Origin of the sequence: Mucilaginibacter sediminis (assembly GCF_051903035.1) — a bacterium.
Lineage (GTDB): Bacteria > Bacteroidota > Bacteroidia > Sphingobacteriales > Sphingobacteriaceae > Mucilaginibacter.
The window spans coordinates 5,644,433-5,661,916 of record NZ_CP170602.1 but is presented as its reverse complement, the minus strand read 5'-3'; the positions used below and the strand labels follow the sequence as shown (position 1 = coordinate 5,661,916).

The window sequence follows — 17,484 nt, the reverse complement described above, 5'->3', positions numbered from 1 at the left end:
AGGGGTAAGCAGGCCTGCTGCTTTGATTAAATGTGATGTTTGTATTTTGCCAAAAGAATTTTACCTGTTGTAAGTGAAGCACTTACAACAGTACGTAACAAGTATTTGACTTTGTAAAAGTACTTATATATTCTTGAAAAATTGTAATGGGAATGGGCATGGCTGCGACGACTCACCCCGACGAGGCTGCGCCCGTCTGCCCTCTCTCCGACTGCGTCGCATAGAGGGGTGAAAAACCAAAATTGAGCTTCACCCTCTTTGCGGCGTAAGCCGGAGAGAGGGTCGGCCAGCGTAGCGTAGCCGGGGTGAGTCGTAGCCGGCGTTCAAAGCCAATGTTTGTCTAAAACCCAATATGTCGTGGGTAGTTATCAAATTTAGGTAAATTATGAAGGAGGAATGACAACGATTTAATCCCCCAATGTCATGCTTGTTTTAGCACCCCAAATGCAAGGTGTACAACATGTCGGCTACCTGTCCTATGGGATCCTGAAACAAGTTCAGGATGACTTCCGCCTTTCAATTTGCCATAGGTAAGTACGAAGGATCTATCAGCTATTCATTACCAATACAAAGGTTCCCGATAAATCCTTTGCGCCTACCATGATATGTTGAATTTTGAGCTGCGGAGGCTGTAAACAAGATTTTGTAACAATTTGGTAACGCCCCATCCGTCAAAATAATAATCCTTAAAGCCAGGCGTTTCTACATCATTATTTACAATACCCCTATTGACAATGAATATACAAGTTAACCTTGCCCAAATCCGTTTTAATACCGAAAGCAACGGCCATGACAAATGCTGGCGGCTGGTGCTGGATGGCCAAGAGATCCTGGTAGAATCCGTAAACATCCAGGCCCCTGTTTTTACCTCGCGCGATTGGATTGAACCCATAGGCAAATTCAAACACCATATTTCTATTGCCGATTGCCGCGTACACATCGACGAAGCCGGAGCTGCGCTGATTACGGCTGTTTGATAATAGATAGCACTCAAAACAATTTTGTCGCCCGGGCCCTTTTTAATGCTATTAAGTTAAGGAATTAAGGTCGGTTTAATATCGAACACCGAATGTCCAATATCGAATAATGAAGGAAAAATTCGGCGTTGGACATTCGAAATTCAGTGTTCGATATTATTTGTCCTTTTGTCCCCTCAGGGTCTCTTTGAAAAAGGACCCTGAGGCCGCATGCCAGGTGAATGAGCCATCTCAACGTACAGGCGCATCCTCTCCCGCACTTTATGCTTCAAAAACCAATCTGTTATGCTCAAATAAGCAAAAACTGTATCTGTTATGCTTTTAAATATTTGCTCAAATTTGTTGCGTTAATTTAAACTCAGGATCATGAAAAACTACACCATTACGCTATTGCTTTTATTGGCAATATCCTTTGGCAGCAAAGCACAAAATACAACTATGAGCACTACACAACAATCAGAAAAAACAGTAAGGGATTTTTTAGAAATCGTCCGTTCCGGAAAATCACCCGAAAGGGCTGCAGAATTTATGGCAGATTCGGTAAAAGCACATCAGCTTAATGCAGAGCACCCGGAGACCGTTGTCAGGACACCGGAAAACTACAGGCAGCATGTCAATGAATTCCTGCAAAGCTATGGCCGTTACCAATTTGAAATTACCGAACTTATTGCCGGTAACGACAAAGTTTATGCCCGCTGGAAACAAACCGGTAATCAAATTGGGGATGTGGACGAATTTAAATCTACAGGGCTGCCTGTAACTGAAATAGGAAGCGCAGTTTACAGGGTTTACAACGGAAAAATAGTTGAATACTGGGTGCAGGTTGACAGGAAAGGTACAGAAATTCAACAACAGAATAATGGGAAGGCTAAATCCGGCGAAACTAAAACAGGCCTGCCCTTTTCTGATGCTTATATTTACGGCGATGCATTGTATATATCCGGGCAGATTGGAATTGATAACACCGGCACACTGGTAAGCAACGGATTTGAAGCAGAAGCAACACAGGTAATGGAAAACCTTGGCAAGGTATTGCGTAAAAATAAACTTAACTACCAGGACCTGGTCAATGTAACCATCTACCTTACCAGCATGGATAACTACGCTGCTGCCAACACTGTTTACAGCAAATATTTTCACCATAAATTCCCGGCCAGGGTTTGCATAGCCGTTAAGGAGTTACCACGCCAGGCACAGATTGAGATTGCGGCGGTTGCAGGCTTTAATAACTAATTATTGCATGATGTCCCCTCAGGGTCTCTTTAATGCTATTAAGTTAAGGAAAAACAGAAGTAAAATAATATCGAACACTGAATTTCGAATATCCAACACCGAAGTTATGTCCTCTCAGGGTCTCTTTGAAAAAAGCCCCTTAGGCCGCATGCAAGGCGATGAACTATTTCAATACAACAGGCATCCTCCCTCTGGTTCCTCTCCTTCAAGCTATTAAGTTAATAAATTGACAGGCTGCTCCATCGGAGCAAAACATTTGTAGCAATCGTAATTTAACATTTTTGCGTGCCGTAGGTACGCCACATAAGTTCCGTACCTACGGCACGGGCATTATTTTTCTATCTTTTCTACAAATCTTATACCCCTACGGGATTGAAAATGCTTAATCGCTTGTGTCCTCTCAGGATCTCTTTGAAAAAGGACCCTGAGGTCGCGTACCGGGCTATGGACTATTTTTACACATCAGGCATCCATTCCCTCAGGTTCCTCTCTGAGAGAACCTGAGAGGCCAAAAGGCCCGGAAAATTTAAAACGCACCCCCTGAATACTAATCGCTTCTTTCAAACGTTTCACATCATCACAATATTTATTAATTACCGGTGAAACCTTATCTTAAATTCCTCGCCCTATTGCAGTTCCTGCTGTTAACCGCAGCCGCTAACGCTGCTGCCCCGCATATCGACGTTAACCGTACCAGGCAAAAGGCCAAACAAAGCCTTGCTTTTTGCAAACAGAAAGGCTACAATACCCGTTACTGTATTTTGATAGACATGAGCCTACACTCGGGCGTTAAGCGCTTTATGGTTTGGGATTTTCGCAAAAACGATACCATGATTACCGGCCTGGTAAGCCATGGCTGTGCCAGTGCACCATGGTCGGGCGTGTGGACAAAGGATAAACCCGTTTTCAGCAACAGTGATGGCAGCCATTGTACCGCCCTGGGAAAATACCAGATTAATGGCCGGGCTTACAGCGCCTGGGGCATCCACGTAAAATACTTTTTAACCGGGTTGGAGAGCACCAATAATAATGCATTGATCAGGCAAATCGTATTCCACTCCTGGGAAAAAGTTGCCGAGGCCGATGTATATCCCAACGGTACGCCCGAAGGCTGGGGCTGCCCCGCCATATCAAACAACACCCTTAAAATTGTCGATGCGCTGATCAGGAAGCAAAAAAAACGGATGCTGATGTGGATATATAGTTAGTGACGTGTCAACGATAAATTGCCGGATTGTATTTAGCCCAAAGTCTTAAGTACTAAGTCAAAAGGTAAAAAATTCAACTTTATGTCCTCTCAGGGCCTCTTTGAAAAAGGACCCCGAGGCCACATACCGGGCTATGAACTATTTTTATACGATAGGAATTCTCCTTCAGGTTCCTCTGCGAGAGCACCTGAGGGGATAAAAGTGAAAATAATATCGAACACTGAATTTCGAATGTCCAACACCGAAGTTATGTCCTCTCAGGGTCTCTTTGAAAAAAGCCCCTTAGGCCGCATGCAAGGCGATGAACTATTTCAATACAACAGGCATCCTCCCTCTGGTTCCTCTCCTTCAAGCTATTAAGTTAAGAAAATGACAGGCTGCTCCATCGGAGCAAAACATTTGTAGCAATCGTAATTTAACATTTTTGCGTGCCGTAGGTACGCCACATAAGTTCCGTACCTACGGCACGGGCATTATTTTTCTATCTTTTCTACAAATGTTATACCCCTACGGGTTTGAAAACGCTCAATTGCTTTGAGGGGCTCTTATGTCCCGTCAGGGTCTCTTTGAAAAAAGGACCCTGAGGCCGCGTACCGGGCTATGAACTATTTTGTAACCGGCATTCTGATAGATTCATCTGCAAAAGGATCTCGCAGAATACAAAAACCTTAAACCGAAACACCTTCCAATATTTTATCAATAGAGGAGGCTAACGATCTATCCTTATCAGTAACGATATCTCCCTGGTCGTGGGTCGACAGCCAGATTTCAACTTTATTCCATTCATTTTTCCAGGTGGGGTGATGATTATTCGATTCGGCCAGCAAGGCCACCCGGGTCATAAAAGAAAATGCTTCCGAAAAATCTTTAAATTTAAATGCCCTGTAAAGCTTGTTATCAATTTCCTGCCACATCATTTTTATTTTACCTCCCTCTGTTTAACAGGCGAAATAACATCGTGTTTTATTTATATCTGATAAGTATCTAATCTTAATCATTCAACTGCGCCATGCGGGCTACCTGAAAAAAGCCCCGAGGCAGGATGGTGGGCATTGAACTATTTGATGTGGCAAATAAATCTATTTACTTCGGTATAAATAACAACACCTTCTATCAGAAGGTATTTCTGCAGCAAATTATACTTCCTTTTTTACCGGACTAAACGCAATTATCAACGTAGCGTCTGACACCTGGTCATCCAATCGCCTTGATGACAAAACAAGATACCAGCCTGCCGGCGCTAAAAATAAACAAAGCAAAAAACTGGTGAAGCCCCCGATAACGCGCTTCGAGCCGATTTTGACAAAAATAAAGGCTACAATGATCATCATGTGCAAGGCGGTGAAAAAGGTCGTCCTTAAAATAAACATAAAAAAGGAAAAACCACTAATCAATTATTGATTATACGTCCACACATCACCCGACCGCATAGTAACCTGCGGGCTGGTATACAGCAGGGTGGTGCCGTCGGTATCGTAAACATAAAAGCGGCCGGTTTCCATCACGGTACTCATGTATAGTACAACCTGGTTGGGCCCGTGCGCTCTTTCAATATCGCCCCAGCGGGCGTTTGTTCTGTCGCTTATAAAAATTATTTTTTTTGTAAGCCACCTGGCGTGTAACGAATTGTGGCTCAAATCGCCGGTAGGCCCTGCGCCATAAATAATGCCGTATAACCTGTTGGCATTGGTTACAAACCCCATCGACACAATATATAAATCGGCTGCATTGTAATTGCCCAGCAAAAAGCTGCTGGCCGGAAAACTGGTAAGGCTGTTGCTTAGGCTGTATCTTAATTCCTGCCGGTTATGGTGCATTCCCATTAAATAGTAAGTGGCATTGTTGTACGTAAAGGCTTTTACGTCCTGTGCAACAAGATTCTCGGCCAGCGCATCGCCGGTGTAATTGAAATTTATCCCATCGGTACTTACCGCATGATGGACCGCTTTGGGCCTGGTTGCAAAATCATTAAAATACAAATGATAGATGCCGTTTTCAAGATAGGCAACATTTGATCCGTTTACATCAGCAGTGGCCCAGTTAGGGTAATTGGCCATATTTAAAAAGGCATTGCCCGAGCCGGTATTTGGGGCCCAGGCAATGCCATCGGTCGAGGTTGCAAAGCTGGGCTTGTTGGCAACCGAGTTTTGAGCTAACGAAGTATAATACATCAGCCAGCTGCCATCTGGCTTCTTTAATACAGTTTCGTTGTTTACATGGCGCCTGTCGCCATTGCCAATCACTAAGGTATGGGTGCCAAAAGTTAAAAAATCGTCATAAGTAACCGTTGTAAATATCCGGTCGTTTTTTGCAGATGTATTGTCCCAGCCACCATAATAAATATGCCAGTTGCCGCCGTTATAAACTATGTTTGGCGCATAAATATTAGGATTAATAGCGTTGGTTGTGCCCCGGATTATGGGGTCGCGGTCGTCTTGTGTCCAATTGAAAATGCGGTCGGGATTAAATGAGTCCGAACCGGCGTTATTAATCCGGTTTTGCCTGACCGCGTTATCATTGCCGGTCCATTTAAAATGATTGAAGCCGTCATCAAATCCCGCGGCAACTTCCGCCAGCTGGAAATAATAGTTGGGGCCATCGGCGCGTAGCCCGGTAACTTCTATTTTTATGCCGCTGGCATGCACAGTAACCGGCAGCGGTATGGTCACCGGCAAATCATAGTTATCGCTTTTTTGCGGATTAGCAAAATTAGTGAACGCCTTTGCCGCCACCCATGATGAACCCGTGTAATAATAAATTGTAAAATTTAAGGGGAAGCATAAGCCTGCATTATTGCTGCCGTACCTTGGGGTAAGCTTCACGTAATTTATATCAACGGCTCCGCTAAAATAAAATTGAACAAACTCCACACCATTTGAACTTAAATGCCTGGCCGAGCTCCAGCTGGTAGCAGTATTACTGTCAATTGCATTTGATGCGTCCCACGTAGGATAGGTTGATGATGCCGAAATGCTCACAACAGGAATATCGGTATGTACCGGCGATATTTTCAGGCTTTGGCTGTTAGACGTAATTGTAGATTTTGTGTTTATTTCTACTACATCTTTGTTGCAGCCCGCAAATAAAGTAGCAATTATTAGAAGCAATATGCGCAAAATTTTACTCATGATAAAGGTTGGCAGGTTATTAACACGAGGTAGCGCGGCTGCTATTTAACGTAAATATATCTCAATATTTTATTCCCGTCAATACGCAAAAATATTTTTTTTCTGGCAGTGCCGATAGGGTGATTGCAGGTATACTGCGGTGTATTACCGGGGGTCAGCGGGTGCCCATTGGGTTCATTTCGGGAGTCGGCAGGTACCAAACATCGCACCGTAATGTTGCCCGGAAAATTCGAAATTTTATTCAAAACAGGTGTTCGGGGCAAACTAAACCAAAATACATAACTAATTGATTATCAACAAAAGTTATTTTTGCACCTTAAACAACCCGAACGCCTAAACAACTGTAAAACAACAAATTAACAAACAAAGCCCGAACACCACCTGTATCCACTCAAAAAAGCGAACACCCATAGTAATGCTACTCATCCAAAAAAACTATCTTTGCCCCCATGAATATCCTGATCCTCGGTTCGGGCGGAAGGGAAAGTGCCTTCGCCTGGAAAATTGCGCAAAGCCCTAAATGTGAAAAGCTTTTTATAGCCCCCGGCAATGCCGGCACTCACCAGTACGGCACCAACGTTAACATTAAGGTTACCGATTTTGAGGGCATTAAGGCACTGGTATTGGAACAAGGCATCAACTTGGTACTGGTAGGCCCCGAGGAGCCACTGGTAAAAGGCGTTCATGATTTCTTTTTGGCCGACGAGCAATTAAAAAATATACCCGTTGTAGGCCCCCAACAGGAAGCAGCCCAATTAGAGGGCAGTAAGGATTTCAGCAAGCAGTTTATGCAAAGGCATAACATCCCTACGGCTGCTTATAAAACTTTCACTAAAGATACTTTGCAAGAGGGTCTTACTTACCTGGCCACCGCCGGCCTTCCCGTTGTACTTAAAGCTGATGGCCTGGCCGCCGGAAAAGGTGTGCTTATCTGCACCTCGCTTGAAGAAGCCCAACTGGAGCTTACCCAGATGCTGGCCGAAGCCAAATTTGGTGATGCCAGCTCGAGCGTGGTTATTGAGCAGTTTTTACAAGGCATTGAACTATCTGTTTTTGTGATGACAGATGGCAGCAACTACAAAATACTTCCCGAAGCTAAAGACTATAAACGTATTGGCGAAGGCGATACAGGGCTGAACACCGGCGGCATGGGTTCAATCTCGCCCGTACCGTTTGCAGATGCCGCCTATATTAAAAAGGTTGAAGATTTAGTTATCATCCCAACGGTAGAGGGTTTGAAAAAAGATGGCATCCCATACAAAGGCTTCATTTTTATAGGCCTGATGAATAAAGATGGCGAACCCTGGGTGATAGAATACAACTGCCGCATGGGCGACCCGGAGACAGAAAGCGTAATGCGCCGTATTGACAGCGATTTTGTTGACCTGCTGCAAGGCGTAGCCGAAGGTAACCTTAACGAAAAAGAGCTGATTATTTCGCCGAAAACTGCCGCCACCGTGGTTATGGTAGCAGGCGGCTATCCCGGCGAATACCTAAAAAACAAAGTAATAACCGGCACCGAAAACGTGCGCGACAGTATAGTATTTCACGCAGGCACCAGCCTTGACGGCGAAAACGTGATTACCACAGGCGGCCGAGTTTTGGCAATAACTACTCTGCAAGACAACATGTTTAACGCCCTTCAACAAGCCACAGCCGATGCCAGCCGTATTTATTACGACGGCATGTACTTCAGGAAAGACATTGGATTTGACCTTCTTTAGAGGGCAGTTGATTAGGTTGATTAAGTGAGTGGTTGATTGGGTTTTTACCTGGCTAACTTAATCAACCTTATCTAACTCAATCAACCACTCACCAAACTATATTTTCCCAAAAATCTCGGCAAGTTTATCTTCCAGGTCGTCGCCGCGCAGGTTTTTGGCAATTATTTTTCCGTTGGGATCTAACAGAAAGTTTTGTGGGATGCCACGAACAGCGTATAAACCCGCCGCTTTGCTATCCCAGAATTTAAGGTCAGAAACGTGGGTCCAGGTTAGGCCATCTTTGTGAATGGCAGCCAACCATTTGTCTTTAGCATTTGGCTTATCAAGCGATACGCCCAGGATGGTAAATTTTTGACCTTTGTAATGGTTATAAGCTTTTACCACATTGGGGTTTTCCCTGCGGCAGGGGCCACACCATGATGCCCAAAAATCAATCAAAACATATTGCCCGCGGAATGAAGACAGGTTGATAACTTTTCCGCTGGTATCAGCCTCGGCAAATTCCGGTGCAACAGCGCCCAGGGCTACAGCCTTAAGCTTAGGCATCCTCTCGCCTAATGCCTTACCTGCGTCGGTACTTTTTACAGCAGGCGTTAGGGCGTCATATAAAGGTTTAAGATCAACATAATCGGCACTGTAGGCCAAAGTTTCAAGCGCATTCAGGCTGATGATTGAGTTAGGGTTTTCCTGGATGAATTTTTTATCTGTCGCCGCGCTTAAATTGTCTATCGCTTTTTCATCAGCTTTCTCTTTTTTGAGATATTCCGGAGATGCTTTTTGCTCAGCCGTAGCTGCTTTCTGCTTTTCCTCCAAAGCAGTGTAAGCATCGTTTACAGGCTTTTGTAACAGCTGATACTTTTCGTTTTCCTGGTTGGTTTTAGGGCCGTCGACTGTGGCGTTTTCAATTTTATCCACAGCGTTTACATTAATTAAGCCAGGTTCAAGATAAATGGCCCGATAGCCATCGGCCTTACCCGTGCCGGTACCTTTTGAGTTAAACAATAAATAAGCGTTAAGTGGTGCTGCACCAACCGAGCCTGCAAAATGGAATTTACCATTAACCACGGTACATGAATCATAAATGGGTTTACCCTTCGGGAACCTGTATTCCAGGTACATTTTGGCAGGAGCATTAAAATCACCTATTTTACCTTGTATATCATACTTGTTATCCTGGGCAAAAACGATAGCAGGCCAAGTAGTTAACGCAAATAATATTATCTTTTTCATAAAGCGATAAAGTTTAAACTGCAATATAATATGTAAAAACTATATATTACTTATAGTCAACAAAAAGTTACATTGTTTTGAATTTACTCAAATGTTGCCGAACTTTGCGATTATAGCTGCATTAGCTCATAGAATAACCTAATCAACCACTCACTATTCACCACTCACCAACCTATATCTTCCCAAAAAGCTCAGCCAGCTTGGCATCAAGGTCTTCGCCACGAAGATTTTTGGCGATGATCTTTCCATCGGGGCCAATCAGGTAGTTTTGTGGGATGGAGGTTACCGAATAAAGGGCCGCGGCAGCGTTATTCCAATACTTAAGGTCAGATACCTGGGTCCAGTCCAATCCGTCGCTTTTGATAGCCGCAAGCCAGGCCGATTTGCTGTCGGCCCTGTCTAACGATACGCCAACAATGGTAAAGTTTTTGGTTTTATACTTATTATAGTTACGCACCACGTTAGGATTTTCCTGGCGGCAGGGTCCGCACCACGAAGCCCAAAAATCAAGCAAAACATATTTGCCCCTGAATGACGAAAGTTTAACCGGCGTACCATTCACGTCATTTTGCACAAAATCGGGCGCTGTGGCACCTATTGCCGTAACCCTCAGGGCATCAAGCTGCGCTTTCATCACTTTACCTGCTTCGGTATTTCTTACATCGGCCGAAAGCGAGTTGTACAAAGGCTCAATTTCACCGGGATCAGGAGCCGGGCCACCTACCGAACTTAAAGCCAGCAGGCTTAGGTAACTATTAGGATTATCGGTTATAAAGCTTTTTAAGGTATAGCTTTGCAGCGTTTGCAATGCTTTATACTTACTTTGTATAGCACTCTGAAATGCGGGCGACTTTTGTTGCTCAGGTGTAGCGGCCTTCACTTCGGCCATCAAATGCTCACCGCGCAGGTTGATACTTTTCAGCTGGGCCTGTAGTTTAATATTATCAAGGTTAAGCTGCGAGCCGGTTATCTGCGCTTTTGAAACAGAATCTTTACTGGTAATAGTCAGCGTGCCTTTATCAATAAAAAAGTTAAGGTTATCGGCATTTTTTGATAATGCCCGGCCATCGCTATATTGCTGGGTAAACTTCTCTATTCCCAGGCCTTTGTAATCAACCACCAGCGTGGCATTAACCGGGTTTAGCATCGAACCTTTAAAACTAAAAACACCATTTACAATATCGGCCGAATCAATAACGCTGTTGGCGCCCAGCTGATACGATAAATAAACTTTTGCAGGCGCGCCTATATTACCCAATTTACCATTTATAGTAAAGGTATCGGTACTTTGGGCATATGCAATGGCCGGTAATAAGGTTATAATTAAAAAAAATATTTTCTTCATCAGTGTTAAAAACTATAAGGATTGATAACGTTAAAATGCTGCTATAATTGCAATTATCAGTTTAATTTTTGATAAGTGCGCCACCAAAGGTCGGGCAACTCGCCGGATGTGGCCGTTTTATAGTCGGCATAACTGCAGGGCACCAGGTGAAAGCGTTCGTTTTTTGAGCCCCCTGTTGGGTAGGGCACCTGCATCCACCAGCGGTCGGATTTTTTGCTTTTTACAAATACAACCTCCTGGTCTTCATGCTTCAGGCTGGTTTTGTAAATAAGGTATTGCGATTTTGGATTGAGCGGAAAATCGCGCTTACGGCCGTAAAACCCATCAATAAAATACCAAATCATCTGCGCCAGCAACATAGCCGTTTGGCCGTTACTATCGTAGGCCGGGTTAAACTCGTAAAAACCTATCGAGCTTAGCTTATCGTTAAAACCGGCGTACCGGCATAGCTGGCAGGCCTCCTGCCCGTTAAAGCCGTTGGGGGTAGCATTGGCGTTGCCTGCAGCATCGGCCGATCGGATGGCCCCCACATCAAAGCTTACCATACTGGCGTTGCGAATGGCGGGCTCGGTTACAGCAATGTTGCCGCTTAGTTCGCCAAGGCGGTGTACATCAAAATAAAGCTTATCCATCACCCGCAAACTTTCCTGGCTGGCAAAATAAGTTTGGTACCCCAGGTTGCTAAAATTAAAAAGGTAATTAGGCTCGTGCAAAAATATTTTGTTGAGGTATGATTGCGATGTTGTTTCCAATCCGGCCGGGGTTTCGTCCTCATCAAGGTCAAAACGGGCATCTACTACCACCAGGTCAACCTTCTGTTCCAAATCCTCGTAACCCAGGTATTGGGCGTAAGTTAAATCCTGCCCGCCACCTAAAATAATGGGGATAATATCTTTTTTTACCAGTTCGGATACCACGGTTTTAAGCGCAAAGTAGGTATCGGTAACTGATGCGCCTGCTGCGATATTGCCCAGGTCGGCAATTTTTAAGTTATAGCCACCTTCATTAAGCTGGTAAAGTTTTTCGCGGATATAGTCGGGGCCAAGGGCGCAGCCCTGGTTATCGGTAGCATTACGGTCGTCCATAACGCCAATGATGGCCAGGTCGGTTTTCTCTTCCAGGTCGGGAAAATCGACAGAATAATGCACAATTTTATCGCCAAGCTGACTGGTATAGTAGCCCTTTTTAGGAGTGATCTTTTTCAGATCGATGGGTTTAAAAAAATCAGCTAAGGACATAATGTTTAATGTGCAAATATGCAGATGTGCAAATGTGCAGATTGACGGGCAGATGTGCAAATGATTGACGGGCAGATTTCAGGTGAACATTTTTTGTCTGAACTGAATTTTCAGAATTAATGAATGAGTAGAATTGACGAATAACAAACCAAACAGGCACTCATAAATCAAAATTCTTCATCTGCATATCTGCACATCTGAAATCTGCACATTTATGAACATATTTGCACATCTGAAATCCGCATATATGATTCTAATTACTGGCGCAACAGGTTTTCTCGGGGCAGAACTGGCGAAACTGCTGGTTACATCTGGCTCAAACATTCGTTGCACCAAACGGGCTACTTCAAATATACCGGCGTTGCTTGCTCCTTTTCAATCGAAAATTGAATGGGTTGAGGCCGACATACTTGATATTTTTGCTTTGGAAAATGCCTTGGCTGGCGTAACCCAGGTTTATCATTGTGCGGCATGGGTATCATTGAAATCAGCTGATAAAAAGGCGATGATCAATACTAATGTGACCGGCACGGCCAACCTGGTTAATTTATGTGCCGAAAAGAGCATACGAATAGTGCACGTAAGCTCGATAGCCGCCATCGGCCTGGCCAAACCCGGCGATCTTACTACCGAAAACCACCACCTGGAGCAATCAACAGAAAATGATGGTTATGCCATATCAAAGCTGGAAAGCGAGATGGAAGTATGGCGCGGTATTGCCGAAGGTTTGGATGCTGTAATTGTAAATCCATCGCTTATTATTGGGGCAAGCGCGGGCAAAGTTGGTAGCGGTGCTTTGTTTGAAACCATCCGTAAGGGGCTTAAATTTTACACTGCCGGCACCATTGGCTTTGTTGATGTAGCAGATGTAGCCAAATGTATGGTTGGCCTCATGAACAGCGATATCACCGCCGAGCGCTACATTATCAGCGCCGAAAATCGCACCTATCAATCTATAACTACCGAGGCAGCAAACGGATTTGGGATTAAACCGCCCGCCATTTTAGCCAAACCCTGGCTGATGGAAATTGGCTGGCGCGGTGCCGCAGCAATTGCCGCGTTAACCGGTAGCGACCCGGCTATCGACAAAACATCGGCACAGGCGGCATCGGTAACACGGGAGTTTGATAACTCGAAAATTAAGAATGCAATCGGGATTGAGTTTAAGCCAATAAGTAAAACCGTTCTGGAAATCTGTGAAGCATTAGGCCAATAATAATTCATTATCAAAAAAACTAAAGCCTAATTTATTGATGCTTTGCAACGAGCTTTCCGGTAGTATCTCAGTTTAAAATTTTCTTAAAATACATTGAAATATAAAATAACTTATTTAACTTTGTTTTTCAAAGTTCTTTTGTTAAATGTAAAAACCAGCGATATGAAGATTACAAGAACAAAATTCGTTATTCTCTTCCTCGTTTCGGCGTTTGCATTTCAATTTATGTCTAATTCAATTTTGGGATCTGAAGTTCGGCTCTTTCCTGTAACCGGCGAATGGTTCCCGGGAACGGGATCATCAATAGCCTGGAAGAGCACCGTAGCCGCAATTTTATACCCTATCAAAATGGTTTTGATAGGACCCTTGCCGCCTTTATTTAAAGAGCCGGATCCGGCACCTCCAATTTTGGTTTTTGCGTTTGCTTTATACTGGACCGCCATGGCATTAGTTCTTTATTATCTCCTCAGTAAAATAATCACCCGTAAAAATCATGAGTAGAATTGAAGAACTATACTACGAGGTCAAAGCTGATAAGTGGTTTAAACGGTTTGCTGTTTTTTGCCGCGTCGCTCTGGCAGCCAGCTTTATTCCCGCAGGCTATATTAAAATCATGGGCGAACGATTCGCCGCAGGCCTGCCGTCCAATAACCCCCTGGGACATTATTTCGATGCCTTACATCTCACAGGATATTACTATGCCTTTATTGGAGTTGCTCAAATTATAACAGCTATATTATTACTGATCCCGAGAACAGCCCTTCTCGGTGCACTGATGTATTTTTGCTTCATCGTCAACATTTGCGTGCTGACTTATGCTACCCGCTTTGACGGTACCCGGGGCGTCACGATGCTGTTATTGGCAAACTTGTTTTTACTAATTTGGGACTACGATCGTTTAAAATACATTTTGCCATTTAAGCAGCCGAAAACGGCGCCTCAGGTGTTAAAAAAGCCCCTGGGCAGGCGTCATCGGATCATATTTTTTGCAGGTTCCTTCGCAGTCCTGGCTTTTATCATTGTCGGTTCTTTCTATTTATATGAGATCGTACCAGGCAACTCTGAAGCTGAATGCAGAAATCAATGTACTTCCAGCAAAAACCCCGCAGCTTGTGAAGTTTTCTGCGATTGCATTTATAAACAGGGTCAACCGCTGGATAGCTGTTTAGCAACTTTTAATAAGGCGAAAGATATCCGCAAACCTGATAAGAAGTAGCACAAAGTGCACCGCTATAGCACAGCAATGAACTTCCATTTTTTAGAAGGGGTGTTACCCAAACCGGAGAACCGAAATATTCATTTTCAAACCGGGACCTTGCCAAATCTTCTGAAATAAAAGATAAAGTTTTAGACGAGGACTATGACGATCTTTTTCTACTACAAGTAAGTTGTTTTGCAAGATATACGCAAAACATTTGATGCAAATGACAAGTCCATCACCTTAAAATGCTTTCGTTTTGTTGATAATTGTATAGGAACAGTTGAATTTGCACTCGAAAACTCTTTACTTTAGTTATAAGCTGGGCAGCAAAATTAAAATTCGATAACCATGAGGATTTGTCTTTACTTTTTCCGGCCAAACTAAAACAAATAAGAAAAGAGCTTTTGGAAGCTTATGATGCGATAAAACAAAAGCAGATGCCCCACAAGGCAAAAAAAAATAAAAACAAGAAAAGATAACTACAACAAATCTGTTTTGCTTCGAAACAGATTCAAATACAATATCATTACCTTGCCCATTCATTTTTCAAATGCAACCCGACAAAAGAAACCACCTGATAGATTTGCTGAGGATACTGGCAGCGTCATGGGTAGTTTTTTTTCATCTTAACCAGCCTATAAAACCTATTGATAACTGGTATCGCAATTTTTGTAAATACGGACACCTGGGGGTACCTGTATTTTTTATCATAAGCGGTTATTGTATACTCATTGCGCTGCACCATGCCAAAAAACCAACCGAATTTGCGGCAAGGCGTTTCTTCCGTATTTTCCCGCCATATTGGTTTAGCCTGGTTATTACTGCTGGTATAGTTTTATTACTCAAGGTGATAAAACATGTAAATTCTGTAACAGTGCTTCCTAAAAATTTTTCGGGCATATTAGCCACAATTACACTTACCACAACGCCCATAACCGGTATAAAAACCATCAACTGGGTGTACTGGACACTATCGTACGAGGTATTTTTTTACCTGGCTGTGTTTGCCTGCGCCTTTTTTAAAAAACAATATTTTGTAATTGCTTTAACAGTGGTTACGCTGTTGAGTATCGTTTTACCCCGATTTGAATCGGGGCCTTTGTTCTTTTTAAACCTGTGGCCATTGTTTAGCCTTGGTGTAGCCTTATACCAGTTGCTGCATCAGCCTGCCTATAAATGGTTTAATATAGCCTTATTGGCTTTTACAGCAGTTGATTTTTATGCAACCCATCAATCCTATATTTACATTGTACTTTGCTTAATTACCGGGGCGCTTATTGTTATCAACCACTTTAAACCGCTAAAAAGCAATTTATTTAGCCACTATGGCGATGTTTCCTATTCGCTTTACCTGGTACACGTGCCCATCGGCATCTATTTGTTAGGGCATTTGAAAACCACCGCGATACAAACCAATGTTGCTTTAAATATTGTTTTTGACGTGGCGATATTGATATTCCTGGTGTTTATTTCCGGGCTAATGCACCGGTATATCGAATTGCCCGCTATTAAATATGGCAAGCGGTTTGGGAAGTGAGTTGCCACATGACAACAAAAAAAACTCTACTTATCCTATCAACAAAAAAATTCGCACATTTGCACCCAAGATGGAGCAGTACTTTATTATTGATTTCGACAGCACGTTTACACAGGTTGAGGCCCTTGACGAACTGGCCCGCATATCCCTCAAAAATCATCCCGACCGTGAGGGTATTTACAAGCAGATAGAAGATTTAACTAATGCTTCGATGGAAGGCAGGCTATCCTTTACCCAAAGTTTAGAAGCCCGGGTTAAATTATTATGTGCCAACCGCGATCATTTAAAGCAACTCATCAGCCATCTTAAAAAAAAGGTATCTACTTCATTCTCGCGCAATACCATCTTTTTTAAAAATCACCAGGACGAGGTTTTGATCGTATCCGGCGGTTTTAAAGAGTTTATTACACCTGTAGTTACCGAGTATCATATTAAAAAAGAAAACATTTACGCTAATACTTTCGAGTTTGACGACGAAGGTAATATTATAGGATATGATCGCACCAACCCCCTCTCGCAGGAGGGAGGTAAAGTTAAGTTGCTTAAAGAGCTGCAGTTGCCCGGCGATATTTATGGCATAGGCGATGGCTACTCCGATTTCCAGCTGAAGGAATCGGGCATGATCAAGAAGTTTTATGCCTTTACCGAAAATATTGAGCGTAAATCGGTAACCGAAAAGGCCGACCACGTTACCCCAAGCTTTGACGAGTTCCTGTACCTGAACAAATTACCTCGCGCCATATCATATCCCAAAAACCGCATTAAATGCCTGGTAGTTGGTGCAATTGATGAAGAGGCACAAGCTCAAATGAAAAAAGAAGGGTACAACATCCGCAACAGGGATGAGATTGAAGATAAATATTTAGAAGAAGCCGGTGTTTTATTTTGCGATGAAGACCACCAGCCAACGCCCGAGCAGGTACAAAATTCCGGCCGGTTAAAAGTGATAGGTATTTTTGGCAAATGCAATAACAAACTTGCCGAAACAGCCACCGAAAATGGCATTATTATATTTGACGATCCGAGGCATAACCCGCATAACAGCGATTTTTTGCCAAAAAGGGTTTTGGCTTTCATGAACGAGGGCAAAACACATACCAGCTGCAATTTTCCGGATTTACAGCCGCCAAGGGTTAACAATGCACACCGTTTAATCCACATCCACAAAAACGTGCCCGGCATCCTGGCTAAAATAAACGATGTATTTGCCCGCCACAATATCAATATTGTTGGCGAGTTTCTGGTTACCAATCCACAAATAGGATACGTAATTACCGATGTAAATACTGGCTATGACACCCAGGTGCTCAACGAGTTAAAGGCGATTGAGCATACCATTAAATTCAGACTGCTTTATTAGCGTTACGAGGATCGGGTTGCGCGGTTCGGGTTACGGGGTTATTGACCTGCACTCCCGATTTAAAGTTTTACACAAACCTCGCTGCCC

14 protein-coding genes are annotated in these 17,484 nt (G+C 43.4%); 9 read left to right on the top strand and 5 right to left on the bottom strand.

All coding sequences use genetic code 11. The annotated features are described in order from the left end of the window. Positions 1–734: 734 nt before the first annotated feature. From ACFGVS_RS23445 to ACFGVS_RS23435, 3 genes are all read left to right on the top strand, one after another. Positions 735–977: a hypothetical protein gene (locus ACFGVS_RS23445; RefSeq protein ID WP_439695793.1), complete on the top strand. Its 243-nt coding sequence runs from the start codon at positions 735–737 to the stop codon at positions 975–977. 366 nt (positions 978–1,343) lie between these two features. After that, complete coding sequence (locus ACFGVS_RS23440) at positions 1,344–2,210, top strand: Rid family detoxifying hydrolase (RefSeq protein WP_439695792.1); 867 nt, start codon at positions 1,344–1,346, stop codon at positions 2,208–2,210. A gap of 599 nt (positions 2,211–2,809) precedes the next feature. After that, the gene (locus tag ACFGVS_RS23435) at positions 2,810–3,418 is read left to right on the top strand and encodes a murein L,D-transpeptidase catalytic domain-containing protein (protein ID WP_439695791.1); all 609 of its coding nucleotides are present in this window, start codon (positions 2,810–2,812) and stop codon (positions 3,416–3,418) included. 668 nt (positions 3,419–4,086) lie between these two features. Here the strand turns inward: ACFGVS_RS23435 and ACFGVS_RS23430 are convergent. Both ACFGVS_RS23430 and ACFGVS_RS23425 read right to left on the bottom strand, forming a co-directional pair. Beyond that, entirely contained in the window at positions 4,087–4,335 is a 249-nt protein-coding gene (locus ACFGVS_RS23430; protein WP_274211333.1) for a 4a-hydroxytetrahydrobiopterin dehydratase, read from the bottom strand. 477 nt (positions 4,336–4,812) lie between these two features. After that, entirely contained in the window at positions 4,813–6,546 is a 1,734-nt protein-coding gene (locus tag ACFGVS_RS23425; RefSeq protein WP_439695790.1) for a discoidin domain-containing protein, read from the bottom strand. Positions 6,547–6,995: 449 nt separating this feature from the next. Here ACFGVS_RS23425 and purD point away from each other — a divergent pair, with 449 nt between their 5' ends. Beyond that, a complete protein-coding gene (gene purD, locus ACFGVS_RS23420; protein WP_439695789.1) occupies positions 6,996–8,270 on the top strand; it encodes a phosphoribosylamine--glycine ligase in 1,275 nt (424 codons plus the stop codon). A 96-nt stretch (positions 8,271–8,366) separates the two neighbouring features. Here purD and ACFGVS_RS23415 read toward each other — a convergent pair whose 3' ends face one another. The 3 genes from ACFGVS_RS23415 to ACFGVS_RS23405 all read right to left on the bottom strand — a co-directional run bounded on the left by ACFGVS_RS23415 (position 8,367) and on the right by ACFGVS_RS23405 (position 12,083). Next, complete coding sequence (locus tag ACFGVS_RS23415; RefSeq protein WP_439695788.1) at positions 8,367–9,500, bottom strand: redoxin domain-containing protein; 1,134 nt, start codon at positions 9,498–9,500, stop codon at positions 8,367–8,369. A 172-nt stretch (positions 9,501–9,672) separates the two neighbouring features. Further along, the gene (locus ACFGVS_RS23410) at positions 9,673–10,845 is read right to left on the bottom strand and encodes a redoxin domain-containing protein (RefSeq protein ID WP_439695787.1); all 1,173 of its coding nucleotides are present in this window, start codon (positions 10,843–10,845) and stop codon (positions 9,673–9,675) included. A 56-nt stretch (positions 10,846–10,901) separates the two neighbouring features. After that, on the bottom strand, positions 10,902–12,083 hold the full coding sequence (locus tag ACFGVS_RS23405) for a formimidoylglutamase (RefSeq protein ID WP_439695786.1): 1,182 nt from the start codon (positions 12,081–12,083) through the stop codon (positions 10,902–10,904). A 247-nt stretch (positions 12,084–12,330) separates the two neighbouring features. Between ACFGVS_RS23405 and ACFGVS_RS23400 the strand changes: the two genes are divergently transcribed. From ACFGVS_RS23400 to ACFGVS_RS23380, 5 genes are all read left to right on the top strand, one after another. Continuing rightward, a complete protein-coding gene (locus ACFGVS_RS23400; protein WP_439695785.1) occupies positions 12,331–13,299 on the top strand; it encodes an SDR family NAD(P)-dependent oxidoreductase in 969 nt (322 codons plus the stop codon). 162 nt (positions 13,300–13,461) lie between these two features. Next, positions 13,462–13,800, top strand: a complete 339-nt coding sequence (locus ACFGVS_RS23395) for a hypothetical protein (RefSeq protein ID WP_143065350.1) — start codon at positions 13,462–13,464, stop codon at positions 13,798–13,800. Continuing rightward, a complete protein-coding gene (locus tag ACFGVS_RS23390; RefSeq protein WP_439695784.1) occupies positions 13,793–14,515 on the top strand; it encodes a hypothetical protein in 723 nt (240 codons plus the stop codon). The genes ACFGVS_RS23395 and ACFGVS_RS23390 overlap by 8 nt, the downstream gene beginning before the upstream one ends. 535 nt (positions 14,516–15,050) lie before the next feature. Then, positions 15,051–16,037 (top strand): acyltransferase family protein, encoded by a 987-nt coding sequence (locus tag ACFGVS_RS23385; protein ID WP_439695783.1) that lies wholly within the window; start codon positions 15,051–15,053, stop codon positions 16,035–16,037. Between the two features lie 70 nt (positions 16,038–16,107). After that, positions 16,108–17,397 carry an HAD-IB family phosphatase gene (locus ACFGVS_RS23380; protein ID WP_090641689.1) on the top strand — a complete coding sequence of 430 codons (1,290 nt, stop codon included), beginning with the start codon at positions 16,108–16,110 and terminating at the stop codon, positions 17,395–17,397. Positions 17,398–17,484: the final 87 nt, after the last annotated feature.

Bases quoted from the DNA above. Each gene is read 5' to 3' on its own strand.
- ACFGVS_RS23445 (WP_439695793.1), top strand. From the start codon at position 735: ATGAATATACAAGTTAACCTTGCCCAAATCCGTTTTAATACCGAAAGC.
- ACFGVS_RS23440 (WP_439695792.1), top strand. From the start codon at position 1,344: ATGAAAAACTACACCATTACGCTATTGCTTTTATTGGCAATATCCTTT.
- ACFGVS_RS23430 (WP_274211333.1), bottom strand. From the start codon at position 4,335: ATGATGTGGCAGGAAATTGATAACAAGCTTTACAGGGCATTTAAATTT.
- ACFGVS_RS23425 (WP_439695790.1), bottom strand. From the start codon at position 6,546: ATGAGTAAAATTTTGCGCATATTGCTTCTAATAATTGCTACTTTATTT.
- purD (WP_439695789.1), top strand. From the start codon at position 6,996: ATGAATATCCTGATCCTCGGTTCGGGCGGAAGGGAAAGTGCCTTCGCC.
- ACFGVS_RS23415 (WP_439695788.1), bottom strand. From the start codon at position 9,500: ATGAAAAAGATAATATTATTTGCGTTAACTACTTGGCCTGCTATCGTT.
- ACFGVS_RS23410 (WP_439695787.1), bottom strand. From the start codon at position 10,845: ATGAAGAAAATATTTTTTTTAATTATAACCTTATTACCGGCCATTGCA.
- ACFGVS_RS23405 (WP_439695786.1), bottom strand. From the start codon at position 12,083: ATGTCCTTAGCTGATTTTTTTAAACCCATCGATCTGAAAAAGATCACT.
- ACFGVS_RS23400 (WP_439695785.1), top strand. From the start codon at position 12,331: ATGATTCTAATTACTGGCGCAACAGGTTTTCTCGGGGCAGAACTGGCG.
- ACFGVS_RS23395 (WP_143065350.1), top strand. From the start codon at position 13,462: ATGAAGATTACAAGAACAAAATTCGTTATTCTCTTCCTCGTTTCGGCG.
- ACFGVS_RS23390 (WP_439695784.1), top strand. From the start codon at position 13,793: ATGAGTAGAATTGAAGAACTATACTACGAGGTCAAAGCTGATAAGTGG.
- ACFGVS_RS23385 (WP_439695783.1), top strand. From the start codon at position 15,051: ATGCAACCCGACAAAAGAAACCACCTGATAGATTTGCTGAGGATACTG.
- ACFGVS_RS23380 (WP_090641689.1), top strand. From the start codon at position 16,108: ATGGAGCAGTACTTTATTATTGATTTCGACAGCACGTTTACACAGGTT.